The organism is Streptosporangium jomthongense, assembly GCF_042650425.1.
Classification (GTDB): Bacteria; Actinomycetota; Actinomycetes; order Streptosporangiales; family Streptosporangiaceae; genus Streptosporangium.
Genome location: NZ_JBHSBC010000032.1, coordinates 672,911 through 685,789, shown reverse-complemented (window position 1 = coordinate 685,789; position 12,879 = coordinate 672,911). Strand labels below are relative to the sequence as shown.

Genomic DNA, 12,879 nt, shown 5'->3' with positions numbered 1-12,879 from the left:
GGAGTCTCTCCGCCCGGCCCGTTCTCGTCCCCGGGCCCGCTCCGGGTGACGTCCCATGAACGGGCGTGGGCCGGGTGGAGAGTCTCCACCCGGCCCACGCCGCCCCCCAACCGATCAGGTGTGGCGCGGCACGTTCTCGTCCGAGGCGTAGGACGGGTTCAGCGACAGTGCGATGAACGTGAACGGGCGGTTCACGTAGTTGAACCCGAGCGGGCAGTGCCGGGTGCCCGCGGGGATGAACACCGAGCCGGTCGTGTTGACCGTGTGCCGCTCGCCCTCGATGTCGAGGTACAGCTCCGCGCCGAGGTCGTGGATGTTGTCGGGGTCGTTGCCCATCCAGATGAGGACCTCGTCGTAGGTGTGCTCGTGGTCGTTGACCCAGTGCACCTGCTCCGTCGTCGGGTTGATCCAGCTGTAGGCCATGTGGACCGTGCTGAGGTCCACATCGATGGAGCGCATCAGTCCGAAGGGGTTGCCGATGTTGGCCGGACGCTCGCCACCCGCGGCGGCGCCCTCGTTCACCAGGTCGTCGGCGCAGTCCCGCATGTGATGGACGAACAGGTGATCGTACTTGCCCATGCCTCTCCTCGCTCCTTCACGTCAAGCGGTCGTTTCCGCACTTGAATGGTGCTTCTTGGGGCATAGGCGGAAAAAGACACTTATGACAGCGCTCATGTCACTGAACCTGTCATCAAGGGGACGATCCGGTCGTCAGTACCGGGCTCCGCGGCCGGAAAGGGCCATGAGATGAGCGCGAATCCGCTGGTCAGCGCGTTGGGCCGGTTCGCGGGCGAACGCGGGGGCCGGTCAGGAGATCGTCACTGAGCGGCCGATGCTCGCCGTGGTCTGTCACTTTTTGCCGGTTTCTGGCGGGCCGTGCCGTCCCGGCCGTGAAGGGCCGCGCGGGCCCGGTCCGAAGGTCACGCGGGACGCGGTCACGCCGCCCCGAAGAAGGCTGCGGACATGACGGAGCACGGTGTGCCGGAGGGAGGCACACCGTACGCTCGTGCCGACGGAACACCCTGCCCCAGACCCGGGGGCGGGACACCGGTCGCGGGCTAGGAGGCCCGGCGGTTGGCCGTCGTGGTCGCGGGTTGCGGCTCCGGAGGACCCGCCGCGCGTTGCGGCGGCACCACCGGAGTCGGCCTGACCAGACCGAGGGCGACCACTTCGTTGGCCAGCCGCGTTCGGCGGTTGGTGCCCTCGGGTATCCGGAACTTCTGGTACAGCCGCAGCAGATGCTGTTTGACCGCGGCCTCGGTCACCACCAGGTCGTCGGCGATCTCCCGCGCGGTCGCGGGAGCGACGAACGCCTCGTCGGAGAGGGCTGGACGGCACAGTGATGTCAGCACGTCCACCTCCCGGCGAGTCAGCTCGGGCGCCGCTGCGCGGCGCAGTTCGACCTCTGGGGCGAAGTCCTCGCGCGGGACCCCGCCTATCCTGCCCCTCGCGGCGCCGAAGGAGACGACGTCGCCGTCGTCGAGCACCCTTCTCGCGATCGGCCTGCCGTTAACCCGTGTGCCGTTGCGGGACAGGCCCAGATCAACGACATACAGGTAGGGGCCGCGCCGGACGAATTCCGCGTGCAGCCGGGAAACACTTGGATCGTTGAGCCGGATGTCTACTCCCCGGCCACGCCCGATCGTCGTGATCTCGGGGCGCAACGGGACAACCTCGCCTGTGTCCTCGATGCGTATGAACGGCCCCTCCACGGCAGTTCCTCCCCAGGTAGCCCGCCGTAACTATTCCTACAGCTGCGGCTTACCCAAACGAGGGGAAGGGGAATCGCCTTTGCCGTGAGGAGAATCCCACGTGAAATTGGCCTTGACCTCTTGGGAAGGTTTGTCCTGCTCACAGGTAGACTTCGCTGGAAGAAAAGCGGAGGAAACAGTCATGGCGGACAAGCCCACAAAAGGTCTCGCAGATGTCGTAGCCGCGTCCACGGCGCTCAGCGACATCGACGGACAGGCCGGTCGTCTCTTCTACCGCGGTTACGACATCCACGATCTCGCGGGCCGTACGACCTTCGAGGAGACCGCGCACCTGCTCCAGCACGGCAGCCTCCCGACCAGGGAGCAACTCGCCGACTACGGCGCCGAACTCGTCAGGGGGCGCACGCTCGGCGCGCTCGCCGAGGCGAACATCCCGGAGATCGCGGACAAGCAGGCTCCCATGGAGGCGCTGCGCACGCTGGTCTCGCTGGCCTCGGGCGACGATCCGGACAAGGATTCCAACAGCCCGGAGGCCAACCTTCGCAAGGCGGCCAGGCTCACCGCCCAGCAGCCGATCCTGGTGGCCCGCTACCACGCGGCCAGGACCGGCGCCGAGATCCCCGAGCCCGACCCCGAGTTGAGCGTCGCCGCCAACTTCCTGCTCCAGATCACCGGCCGGGTCCCCGACCCGCACGCCGTCGAGATCTTCGACACCTGCCTGGTCCTGCACGCCGACCACACCATGAACGCCTCGACCTTCGCCGCCCGCGTCTGCGCCGCGACGCTCTCGGACATGCACTCGGCCATCGTGGCGGCCATCGGCACCCTGAAGGGCCCCCTGCACGGAGGCGCGAACGAGCAGGTCATGCGCACCCTTGAGGCGCTGGACCCGGCCTCGGTCGCCCAGTCCGTGCGTGACAGGCTCGCCGCCCACGAGAAGATCATGGGCTTCGGGCACCGGGTCTACAAGACGGAGGACCCGCGCGCGACGCACCTGCGCAGGATGTCTCGGGAGCTCGCCGAGGCCTCCGGCGACGACACCTACTACCGGATGTCCAAGGAGATGGAGGAGGTCGTCTTCGAGACGAAGGGCCTCTACCCGAACGTGGACTTCTACGCGGCGACCGTTTACCACTATCTCGGTATCCCGACCGACCTGTTCACTCCCGTCTTCTCGGTCAGTCGCATGTCAGGATGGACCGCACATGTCATCGAACAACACGCGGACAACCGTCTGATTCGCCCGGACAGTGAGTACGTCGGCGAGCGTGACCAGAAGTGGAAGCCGATCGACGAGCGATGAGCCGGACACGGGAAACGCAGGAGAACGGGCGCGGAGGCGAACGGTGAACGCGGGCGGTGTCCCCAGGGAACGGTGGGGACCGTACCCCGTGGTCCTGGCCGGCGCGGTTCTCGCGGTGGTCTTCGCCGTGCTGGCCGACCCCGAGTGGGGAGGTTTCGCCCTCGGCGCCGTCATGGCGCTGGGCGCGCTGCTGCGCCTGGGCGGGGGAGGGCGGCTCGCCGTACGCCGCAAGGCGACCGACGCCGTCACCTTGGCGATCTTCGGCATCGCGCTGATGGTGGGATCGCTGTTGTTGCAGTATCCGTGGCTCATGCCGCGATATGGCAGATGACAGGGGGCGTCGCAGGGCGGTCAAACCCGTCCGATAGCCTCAACGGCCAGTGAGCCTCAAGGACTGTCTGGCCAGTGTTAGTTCAGAAGGGGAACCACACGCATGCCCAAGATCAAGGTAGAGGGTCCCGTCGTCGAGCTTGACGGCGACGAGATGACCCGGATCATCTGGCAGTTCATCAAGGACCAGCTGATCCTTCCCTACCTGGACGTCGACCTGAAGTACTACGACCTCGGGATCGAGCACCGTGACGCGACCGACGACCAGGTGACGATCGACGCCGCCAACGCGATCAAGCAGTACGGCGTCGGCGTCAAGTGCGCCACGATCACTCCGGACGAGGCCCGGGTCGAGGAGTTCGGCCTCAAGAAGATGTGGAAGTCCCCGAACGGGACGATCCGTAACATCCTCGGCGGTGTCATCTTCCGCGAGCCGATCATCATGTCCAACGTGCCGAGGCTCGTGCCCGGCTGGACCAAGCCGATCGTCGTCGGCCGTCACGCCTTCGGTGACCAGTACCGCGCCACCGACCTGAAGGTTCCCGGCGAGGGCACGCTGACCCTCACCTTCACCCCGAAGGACGGCTCCGAGCCGATCGAGCTCGACGTCTACGACTTCCCCGGCGGCGGTGTCGCGCTGGCCATGTACAACCTGGACGAGTCGATCCGCGACTTCGCGCGGGCGTCCATGCGGTACGGCCTGGCCCGCAACTACCCGGTCTACCTCTCCACGAAGAACACGATCCTCAAGGCCTACGACGGCCGCTTCAAGGACATCTTCGCCGAGGTCTACGAGACCGAGTTCAAGGCCGAGTTCGAGGCCGCGGGCATCACCTACGAGCACCGTCTGATCGACGACATGGTCGCCGCGGCGCTCAAGTGGGAGGGCGGCTACGTCTGGGCCTGCAAGAACTACGACGGTGACGTCCAGTCCGACACCGTCGCCCAGGGCTTCGGCTCGCTGGGCCTGATGACCTCCGTCCTGCTGACCCCCGACGGCCGCACCGTCGAGGCCGAGGCGGCTCACGGCACCGTGACCCGTCACTACCGCCAGCACCAGAAGGGCAACCCCACCTCCACCAACCCGATCGCCTCGATCTTCGCGTGGACCCGGGGCCTGGCCCACCGCGGCAAGCTCGACAACACCCCCGCGGTGATCGACTTCGCCGAGAAGCTGGAGCAGGTCTGCGTCGAGACCGTCGAGGGCGGTCAGATGACCAAGGACCTCGCCCTCCTGGTCGGCGGCGACGCCAAGTGGCTGACCACCCAGGACTTCCTGGGGGCCCTGGACGAGAACCTCAAGAGGAAGATGGCCTGAGAGGTCGTTCCTCACGCGGAGGGGTCGCCGTCACGGCGGCCCCTCTCCTTCTTCCGTGCCACGAACGCGCAGGAAGCGTTCCCCCGTGCCGGGAACCAGAGGCCGCGCTCACGGCTCGGTCAGGTCGCCGAGCACGATCGAGTCCCCGTCCGGCAGCCCGGCGATCCGGTGCAGCCGTCCGGTGATCGCGTCGACCCTGAAGAAGCCGAGCAGGTCCCCGGTCCGCCTGTCGGTCAGCTTGACGACGACCTCGCGGACGTTCGCCCAGCCGACGACCTCGGCGGAGGTGGGGTCGCCCAGCGAGGGCATCGGCAGGTCCTTGAAGACCTTCCTGGTCCTGGCGTCGATGACGTGCAGGCGGTCGCTGTCGTCCCCGCCCGGCTTGACGGCGGCGGTGAACCTCCCGCTCGGCGAGTCACGCCAGACCCGGTAGGTCTGCCGCATCCAGTCGGCCGCCTTCTCCGCGGCCGTCGCCTGGCCCGCGGGCAGCGACGTCGTGGCGCCGGTGGCGAAGTCGGTCCGCAGCCGCCGTCCGTTCAGTTCGACGACGAAGAAGCCGCCGTCGCGCGAGACGCTCACCCCGGTCCCCGTCTCGGTGTCGGAGGGGGCCAGGACCGGCGACAGGTACTTCTTCTCGCCACTGCTCAGGTCGTGGGCGACGTAACGGCCCTCCGCGGCGCTGAGATAGGCGATACGCCGCCCGTCCCCGCTGACCGCGGGTGACAGGCTCCAGTAGCTCCAGTCGTCGCCGTGCGCCAGATGCTGGGCCGCGTCGGGCACCTTCACGGTGGACTCGCAGTGGCCGGGACGCTCGCACTCGACCGACTCAAGCGCGGGACGGCCCTCGTCGCCCCCGGCCAGCTTCAGCGTCCAGCCCGCACAGGTGACCTTCCCCGCCCGGGAGGGTGCGGGCCTGCCGTCGGTCGAGGCGCCGTCGTCGGGACACTTGTCCGGTACGGCGTAGCGGATCGTGAACGACGTACGGGGGGTCTGCCAGGCCTGCGGGCCGGGACCCACGGCCGACCCCACCCCGGCCGAGGCGATCTGGTTGCTCTCACCGAGCGCGGAGTTCCACACCTGCCCCTGCTGCAGGGTGAAGGCGATGAGACCCACCGGGATCAGGCCCGCGACCGTGGTCAGGAGCACCCCCCGGACGCGGCGGCGGCGCAGCGCGCGCACGGACCTGACGGCGAGGTCGGGGACCGACGCCTCGGCCGCCGTGGCGGCCAGCCTGGTGGTCAGCCGCTTGGCGTCGCCCTTGGCCAGGGTGGTCACCGCCTCGGAGACCTCCGTCTCCACGGCCTCCCGGGACAGGCCCAGGGCGGTGGCCACCTCCTCGGGGGTCCTGCCGTCGTGCAGGCACGCCACGGCGATCACCCGCCGGACCGGCGGGAGCCGTAGCAGGGCCGTGGCCCTCGTCGTGACGGGCCGCCGCAGATAGCGGCGGTACATCGTGATCTGGGCGTGAACGGTGGGGTTCTCCCAGAGGGTCGGGGGCCAGCTCAGCCCGACGGAGCGCAGGGACCACAGGACGAGCCGCAAGGCCTGGTCGTGGCTACCGGTCAGGAGCAGGGCCGTACCGACCAGGAGACGCTGATCGCGCTGGATGAAGTCGCGATAACCCGTGTATCGGCGCATCAAGGATTGGCTCCGCTTTGACTGAAGGAACGGTCAACGGTAGCGATCTAAGCGCGTGCCGCGCCATCTTGGGGTGGTTTGTCGGTAATCGGGCAGGTCGGCGTGTCCAGATGACCCGCCACAGACCGTACAAGACGGAGATGGGGGCGCGGGGTCGTAAAGTTTGGCTGGTCGGGGAGTCACCGGATCGTGAGGACGATGATGCCGCAGATCGCGCCGCTGGGGGCGGGGGAACCGCACCAGCTCGGGCAGTTCCGCATTGTCGGCCGGATCGGGGAGGGCGGCCAGGGGATCGTCTACCTGGGCGAGACCCCCGAGGGGGAACGGGCGGCGATCAAGCTGCTGCACGTAAAGTTCTCCGGCGACACGATCGCCAGGTCCCGCTTCGCCAGGGAGGCGCGAGCCGCCCGCCGGGTCGCCTCCTTCTGCACGGCGGGCGTGATCGACGTCGACCTGGACGGCGACACCCCCTACATCGCCAGCGAGTACATCGAGGGCAGGTCGCTGCGGGAGGTCGTCGAGGCCGAGGGGCCGCTGCGCGGCACCGCGCTGCAGCGCCTGGCCGTCGGCACCGCGACCGCCCTGACCGCCATCCACCAGGCCGCGATCGTGCACCGCGACTTCAAGCCGGACAACGTGCTCATCGCCGCCGACGGGCCCAGGGTCGTCGACTTCGGCATCGCCCGCGTCATCGACTCGACCGGCACGATCACCAGCAGGGCCATCGGCACCCCCGCCTACATGGCCCCGGAGCAGGTCTCCGGGGGCGACGTCGGGCCGCACACGGACGTCTTCGCATGGGGGGCGACCATCGCCTTCGCCGCGACGGGCGAGACGGCGTTCGCGGGCGGTTCGATCGCGGTGGTGCTCAACCGCATCCTCAACCACGAGGTCGACCTCGGCGACCTGCCCGAGCCGCTGCGCGGCGTGGCCGCGGCGGCGCTGTCCAAGGCGCCCGGCGAGCGCCCCTCCGCCGACCAGATCCTGCTGCGCCTGCTCGGCCACCCGGAGACCGTCAACGCCTCGCCCGCGGTGCTCAACGAGGGAGCGCAGGTCGCGGGCCCCGAGGACGCCACCAACCCCATCAGGATGCCCGTCTCCGAGTCGCCGCCGACCGTGCAGATCCCGCGCCCCCCGCAGTCCTCGCTCTCCCAGATCTCCCGCCCGCGGATCCCGTCGGCCGAGCACCCCCAGGCTGACCGCCCCCAGCCCGAGCGGTCCCAGACTGAGCGCCCTCAGACCGAGTGGTCCCAGGTCGAACGCCCCCAGATCGAACGGTCCCAGCCCGAGTGGTCCCAGCCCGAACGTCCCCAGGCCGAACGGTCCCAGCCTGAGTGGTCCCAGGCCGAGCGGTTCCCGGTGTACGGCGAGCGGCCGGCCCAGCATCAGACAGGGCCGGCGCAGCCCGCCTACGGCCCGTCCGGGGGGTACGCCGAGCAGCCGCCGAACTGGCAGGCGACGGTCGCGAACCAGGCCTCCGCCCCGGAGCCCCGGCGGCGTTCGCGGGGACGCTGGATCGCGGCGGCGGTGGCCGTCCTGCTGGTCGCGGGAGCGGGCGCGGTCGCCTACTTCTCGGGCTGGCTGCCGAGACTGGCCGGACGCGTCCAGCAGTCGACCCTGACGCCGGTCACGCCGAGCCCGAAGACCTTCTCCTCGGTCGTGGACAAGGCGGCGAGCACCCACCGGCTGACCATCGGCATGCGTGACTTCCTGCCCGGCGTCGCGCTGAACAACGAAGGCACCTGGCAGGGGTTCGAGGTTGATCTGGCGACCGCGATCGCCAAGAAGCTCGACGTGCCGGCGAGCGGGATCACCTTCAGGGGCACCTCCCGCGAGGAACGGCCGAAGCTGCTGGCCTCAGGGGACCTCGACCTGGTCATCTCGACCTACTCGATCAACAAGACGGACGCCGTCACCTTCGCCGGGCCGTACTACGTGGCGCACGTGGACGTGCTCGTCAAGGGAGGTTCGGCGATCTCCTCCGTGGCGGACCTCGAAGGCCGCAAGCTCTGCCAGCCGGGGGCGAGTGCCTCGGTCGGCGCCCTGCAGGACGTGGTCAAGCGCCTGGACCTGGTCGCCGCGAGCACCTACACCGAGTGCATGAACATGCTGCTGGCCGGGGACGTGGACGCGATCCCCGGCGACGACCTGGTGCTGGCGGGCTTCGCCGACCGCGAGAGCATCCGCTACAAGGTGGTCGGGCTCAAGCTCACCGACGAGCGCTACGCGGTGGCCCTGCGCAAGGGCGACCAGCGCACCTGCAAGGCGGTCCAGGGCGCGATCGTGAGCCTCTACCGCGACGGCACGATCAGCAGGCTGCTCGACCGTCACTTCTCCAAGGTGGACTTCTCCACCAGGGAGGACACCCTTCCCACGATGGCCGGGTGCGGCTGAGGTCAGTCCTGCCCGGCCGACTTCTCGATCTCGGCCGCGGTCTCCTCGGCCCAGTCGTGCAGCAGACGGGTCTGCCGGATGCCCAGATCAAGGGCGTACCGTCCGAAACCGGGCTTACGCCAGACGGAGGCCTTGGCGCGGATGGCCTCAAGCTCGGCCATTTTGGCGGCCAGCACCTCGGCCTGCCCGCGCAGCAGCGCGACGGCCTCGTGCGGTTCGATCGTGGGCAGCAGGAAGGCGCGCAGCGCCGTCTCACTGCGGTGCATGCGTGAGGGCTGTTCGTCCAGCATCCACGCGCGCAGCTCCGCCGAGCCCTCCTTGGTGATCGCGTAGCTCTTCCTGCCGCGCGGTCCGGCCTCCTCGACCGTGACCAGTCCCTCGGCGGCCATCTTGTTCAGCTCGGGATAGATCTGGCTGTGCCGGGCCTGCCAGGCGTTGCTGATCGAACTCTCGAAGAGCTTGGTCAGGTCGTAGCCGCTTGAGGGTCCCGCGGCGGTCAACAGGCCCAGGAGCGCGATCCGGAGAGACATGTCCTCATCATAGCTACGCATTGACATGTCAGGATTGACATGTCACCATCAACATGTGTCTACCGACGTATTGAATCCTCCCGTGGAGACCCGGCCCGCGAAGAACGGGCTGTTGCTGCTCGCCGTACTCGGCGGCATGTTCCTGGCCATGCTCGACCAGACGATCGTGGGAACGGCGCTACCCCGGATCGTCCAGGAACTCGGCGGCGCAGGCCTGTACACCTGGGTCGTGACCGCCTACCTGCTGACCTCGACGATCACCGTCCCCCTGTACGGCAGGCTGTCGGACACCTACGGCCGCAAGCCCCTGCTGCTGACCGGGGTCACGCTCTTCCTGGTCGGTTCCGCGCTGTGCGGCGCGGCGCAGGACATGGGCCAGCTCATCGCCTTCCGCGCTCTGCAGGGACTGGGGGCCGGGGCGCTGCTGCCGCTGTCCCTCGCACTGGTCGCCGACCTGTTCCCGCCCGGCAGGAGCGGCCGGGTGCAGGGCGCCCTGGGCGGGGTGATGGCGTTGAGCTACATCGCCGGGCCCTTCCTCGGCGGACTGTTCACCGACCAGGCGAGCTGGCGCTGGGCCTTCCTGGTCAACCTGCCCATCGGCGTCGCCCTCATCGCGATCATCGTCGCCAGGCTGCCGCACACCGCCGGGCAGGGACGGGGCACCCGTCCCGACTACCTCGGCATCGCCGTCTTCAGCGTGGCGATCAGCGTGCTGCTCATCGGCCTGACCGAGAAGGGGATCGACGGGCACACCTGGACCAGCGCTCCCGTGCTGTGGCCCGTCCTGGGCTCCGTCGCGCTGCTGGCGCTGTTCGTCCTCGTCGAGAGCCGGGCCCAGGCGCCGATCATCCCGCTCGAACTGTTCCGCGTCCGCACCTACGCCCTGGCCAACATCGCCTCCTTCTTCACCGCGTTCTGCCTGTACGCCGGGGTGGTCTTCCTGCCGCGCTACTTCCAGGAGTCCGTCGGCCTGAGCGCGACCGAGTCAGGCCTGCGCATCTACCCGCTCATGCTCGGGATGGTCGTGGGCAGCGCGGGCACCGGCCTGCTCATCACCAGGAGCATGCGTTACCGGCCGTGGCTGATCTGCGGGGCGTTCCTCATCGCGGCCGGGGCCCTGCTGTGCTCCGGGATCACCGCCGGGACCTCGGGTGTCCTGCTCGCCGGATGGATGGCGCTGCTCGGCCTCGGCATGGGGCCGATGCTGTCCGGCCTGACCGTCGCGGTGCAGTTCGCGGTGCCGCCCAGGTTCATCGGCACCGCGAGCGCCAACCTGACCTTCTTCCGGCAGATCGGCGGCTCGGTCGCCCTGGCCCTGGCCGGAACGCTCTACGCCTCCGTCGTCAGACAGGAGGCGCCCCTGCGCGGACTGAGCGCGGCGCACGCGGCGGCGACCGCGAACGTCGTCCCCTGGCTCGCCGTCAGCGGGGCCGTCGTGGCGCTGATCGCCCTGATCGCGCTGCCCTCCGGACGGATCAAGGTACTCGCCGCGAGGTCGGCGACCGTCGACGGGTAACATCCGAACGTCGCAATTCATCCTACGAGTGGGGGAAGGTCATGGCCCAGACTCCCGTAAAGGTCACCGTCACCGGCGCCGCCGGTCAGATCGGCTACGCGCTGCTGTTCCGCATCGCGTCGGGCCAGTTGCTGGGCGCCGACGTCCCGGTCAAGCTGAGCCTGCTGGAGATCCCGCAGGCGGTCAAGGCCGCCGAGGGCACCGCGATGGAGCTCGACGACTGCGCCTTCCCGCTGCTGAGCGGCATCGAGGTCACCGACGACGCCAACAAGGCCTTCGACGGCGCCAGCGTCGCCCTGCTGGTCGGAGCCCGTCCCCGCACGGCGGGCATGGAGCGCGGCGACCTGCTGCAGGCCAACGGCGGCATCTTCGGCCCGCAGGGCAAGGCCATCAACGACAACGCGGCCGACGACATCCGTGTCCTGGTCGTGGGCAACCCGGCCAACACCAACGCCCTCATCGCCCAGCAGCACGCCCCCGACGTTCCGGCCGAGCGCTTCACCGCGATGACCCGCCTCGACCACAACCGCGCGCTGTCCCAGCTCGCCGCCAAGCTCCAGGTCCCGGTCACCGAGATCAAGAAGATGACCATCTGGGGCAACCACTCCGCCACGCAGTACCCCGACCTCTACCACGCCGAGGTCGGTGGCAAGATCGCCGCCGAGCAGGTGGACGAGGCCTGGCTGCGCGACACCTTCATCCCGACCGTCGCCAAGCGCGGCGCCGCGATCATCGAGGCCCGGGGCGCCTCCTCGGCGGCCTCCGCCGCCAACGCCGCGATCGACCACGTCTACGACTGGGTCAACGGCTCCGAGTGGACCTCCGCCGCCATCCCCTCCGACGGCTCCTACGGCGTGCCCGAGGGCCTCATCTCCTCCTTCCCCGTCATCTCCCGTGACGGCAGGTGGGAGATCGTCCAGGGTCTGGAGATCGACGCCTTCTCCCGCGAGCGCATCGACGCCTCGGTGCGCGAGCTTGAGGAGGAGCGCGCCGCCGTACGCGAGCTCGGTCTCATCTGATCCGAGCGGTCGCGTTCCGCACGCGAGAGGGGGTCCCGGTCCGCCGGGGCCCCCTCTCGCGTCTCCCCGGGTGAACCGGTTCAGGTCTCCAGAGCGTCGGCGGGCGGCGTGTCAGCATGCCCCGGGAGGGTGTCTCGCGTTGAATGACCACTGACGTTCGGGGGATCGGTGTTCACAGCGTATGGTGCGGGGCGTTTTGTCGCCGCAGTTGTAGGTTTTGCCCTTTTCACGGCTTTCGTAATGCCGGGGGCGGCTCAGGCGGAGAACAGGGGAGAAAGACCCGGTGGAGCGGACCTTTCGGTACGGATCCACGCCCTACCGGGAGTGGCGCAACCAGGGCAACCACTGTCCTACCGGGTGGAGGTGCACAACGCGGGCCCGGAGGACGCGGTGCTTCCCCTCCTCGTCGTACGGCTACCGCACGGCGTGGACGTCCTCAGCGTCAACGTCGCCGAATGCGTGCCGGGCAGGACGACCAACGAGGTGATCTGCCCCTCCCAGCAGGACGTCCTGGCCGGGACCGACGGCGGGGTGACCATCAGCGGCATCGTCAGGACCGGCGCGCACGGCCCGCTGACCGCCACCGCCGCCCTCACCTCCGAGGTGGTCGACGCCGACGAGACGAACAACTCGGCCCGGCTCACCACCCAGGTCGACGAGGGCGCCGACCTGGCCGTACGGCTGGCGCGCAAGACCCGGCAGGGCCGCCTGGTGACGATGGACGCCGTGGTCCACAACCGGGGTCCCAGAACCGTCAGGGACGCCTCCGTCTTCCTGCGCACCGTCAAGGCGCGCTTCCTGTCGGCCGAGGGGGCGCGCTGCCACGCGTACGCGGGCTACGTCGGCTGCGCGCTGGGCGCGGTCGGCTCGGGCAGCCGGATCAACCTCAGACTCGCCTTCCGCGCCAGAAGAACGGCCCCCAAGGCCAGGGCGACGGTCTACTCCTCCCACGTGGGAGACCGCCGCCCGGCGAACAACATGGCGCGCATCAGGTTGTGACTCTTTGCTCCGCCTGGCGGCGTCGCGGGCTGTGTCTCTTTGCTCCGCCTGGCGGCGTCGCGGGGCTTGGGCGCTTCGGGTCGGTGCTTTCCCTCGTCGTTCGTCCGCTTCGCTCCCTCA

The 12,879-nt window shown here is 69.3% G+C and carries 11 protein-coding genes; 7 read left to right on the top strand and 4 right to left on the bottom strand.

The window, feature by feature from the left end; genetic code table 11:
- Nucleotides 1-114: 114 nt before the first annotated feature.
- On the bottom strand, nucleotides 115-579 hold the full coding sequence (locus ACFOYY_RS28680; RefSeq protein ID WP_386193699.1) for a hypothetical protein: 465 nt from the start codon (nucleotides 577-579) through the stop codon (nucleotides 115-117).
- Nucleotides 580-1,058: 479 nt separating this feature from the next.
- Nucleotides 1,059-1,712: an FHA domain-containing protein gene (locus tag ACFOYY_RS28675; RefSeq protein WP_352010068.1), complete on the bottom strand. Its 654-nt coding sequence runs from the start codon at nucleotides 1,710-1,712 to the stop codon at nucleotides 1,059-1,061.
- 181 nt (nucleotides 1,713-1,893) lie between these two features.
- On the opposite strand from ACFOYY_RS28675, the gene ACFOYY_RS28670 reads away from it, so the two are divergent.
- The 3 genes from ACFOYY_RS28670 (at nucleotide 1,894) to ACFOYY_RS28660 (ending at nucleotide 4,663) form a co-directional block, all read left to right on the top strand.
- Nucleotides 1,894-3,015 carry a citrate/2-methylcitrate synthase gene (locus ACFOYY_RS28670; protein ID WP_352010067.1) on the top strand — a complete coding sequence of 374 codons (1,122 nt, stop codon included), beginning with the start codon at nucleotides 1,894-1,896 and terminating at the stop codon, nucleotides 3,013-3,015.
- Nucleotides 3,016-3,058: 43 nt separating this feature from the next.
- Complete coding sequence (locus ACFOYY_RS28665; RefSeq protein ID WP_352010066.1) at nucleotides 3,059-3,346, top strand: DUF3017 domain-containing protein; 288 nt, start codon at nucleotides 3,059-3,061, stop codon at nucleotides 3,344-3,346.
- A 102-nt stretch (nucleotides 3,347-3,448) separates the two neighbouring features.
- Nucleotides 3,449-4,663 carry an NADP-dependent isocitrate dehydrogenase gene (locus ACFOYY_RS28660; protein ID WP_352010065.1) on the top strand — a complete coding sequence of 405 codons (1,215 nt, stop codon included), beginning with the start codon at nucleotides 3,449-3,451 and terminating at the stop codon, nucleotides 4,661-4,663.
- Nucleotides 4,664-4,771: 108 nt separating this feature from the next.
- Here the strand turns inward: ACFOYY_RS28660 and ACFOYY_RS28655 are convergent, their stop codons facing one another.
- On the bottom strand, nucleotides 4,772-6,301 hold the full coding sequence (locus tag ACFOYY_RS28655) for a hypothetical protein (protein ID WP_352010064.1): 1,530 nt from the start codon (nucleotides 6,299-6,301) through the stop codon (nucleotides 4,772-4,774).
- A 198-nt stretch (nucleotides 6,302-6,499) separates the two neighbouring features.
- On the opposite strand from ACFOYY_RS28655, the gene ACFOYY_RS28650 reads away from it, so the two are divergent.
- On the top strand, nucleotides 6,500-8,695 hold the full coding sequence (locus ACFOYY_RS28650; protein ID WP_386193692.1) for a protein kinase domain-containing protein: 2,196 nt from the start codon (nucleotides 6,500-6,502) through the stop codon (nucleotides 8,693-8,695).
- A 2-nt stretch (nucleotides 8,696-8,697) separates the two neighbouring features.
- Here the strand turns inward: ACFOYY_RS28650 and ACFOYY_RS28645 are convergent, their stop codons facing one another.
- On the bottom strand, nucleotides 8,698-9,225 hold the full coding sequence (locus ACFOYY_RS28645; RefSeq protein ID WP_386193689.1) for a PadR family transcriptional regulator: 528 nt from the start codon (nucleotides 9,223-9,225) through the stop codon (nucleotides 8,698-8,700).
- Nucleotides 9,226-9,280: 55 nt separating this feature from the next.
- Between ACFOYY_RS28645 and ACFOYY_RS28640 the strand changes: the two genes are divergently transcribed.
- The 3 genes from ACFOYY_RS28640 to ACFOYY_RS28630 all read left to right on the top strand — a co-directional run bounded on the left by ACFOYY_RS28640 (nucleotide 9,281) and on the right by ACFOYY_RS28630 (nucleotide 12,759).
- A complete protein-coding gene (locus ACFOYY_RS28640) occupies nucleotides 9,281-10,741 on the top strand; it encodes an MDR family MFS transporter (RefSeq protein WP_386193686.1) in 1,461 nt (486 codons plus the stop codon).
- A 41-nt stretch (nucleotides 10,742-10,782) separates the two neighbouring features.
- On the top strand, nucleotides 10,783-11,760 hold the full coding sequence (locus tag ACFOYY_RS28635; protein WP_352010060.1) for a malate dehydrogenase: 978 nt from the start codon (nucleotides 10,783-10,785) through the stop codon (nucleotides 11,758-11,760).
- A 240-nt stretch (nucleotides 11,761-12,000) separates the two neighbouring features.
- Nucleotides 12,001-12,759, top strand: coding sequence for a hypothetical protein (locus tag ACFOYY_RS28630; protein ID WP_362915991.1), 759 nt, complete (start codon nucleotides 12,001-12,003; stop codon nucleotides 12,757-12,759).
- The last annotated feature ends 120 nt before the right edge of the window (nucleotides 12,760-12,879 follow it).

Coding starts and splice junctions, on each gene's coding strand:
- ACFOYY_RS28680 (WP_386193699.1), bottom strand. CDS start 579: ATGGGCAAGTACGATCACCTGTTCGTCCATCACATGCGGGACTGCGCC.
- ACFOYY_RS28670 (WP_352010067.1), top strand. CDS start 1,894: ATGGCGGACAAGCCCACAAAAGGTCTCGCAGATGTCGTAGCCGCGTCC.
- ACFOYY_RS28660 (WP_352010065.1), top strand. CDS start 3,449: ATGCCCAAGATCAAGGTAGAGGGTCCCGTCGTCGAGCTTGACGGCGAC.
- ACFOYY_RS28655 (WP_352010064.1), bottom strand. CDS start 6,301: ATGCGCCGATACACGGGTTATCGCGACTTCATCCAGCGCGATCAGCGT.
- ACFOYY_RS28650 (WP_386193692.1), top strand. CDS start 6,500: ATGATGCCGCAGATCGCGCCGCTGGGGGCGGGGGAACCGCACCAGCTC.
- ACFOYY_RS28645 (WP_386193689.1), bottom strand. CDS start 9,225: ATGTCTCTCCGGATCGCGCTCCTGGGCCTGTTGACCGCCGCGGGACCC.
- ACFOYY_RS28635 (WP_352010060.1), top strand. CDS start 10,783: ATGGCCCAGACTCCCGTAAAGGTCACCGTCACCGGCGCCGCCGGTCAG.
- ACFOYY_RS28630 (WP_362915991.1), top strand. CDS start 12,001: ATGCCGGGGGCGGCTCAGGCGGAGAACAGGGGAGAAAGACCCGGTGGA.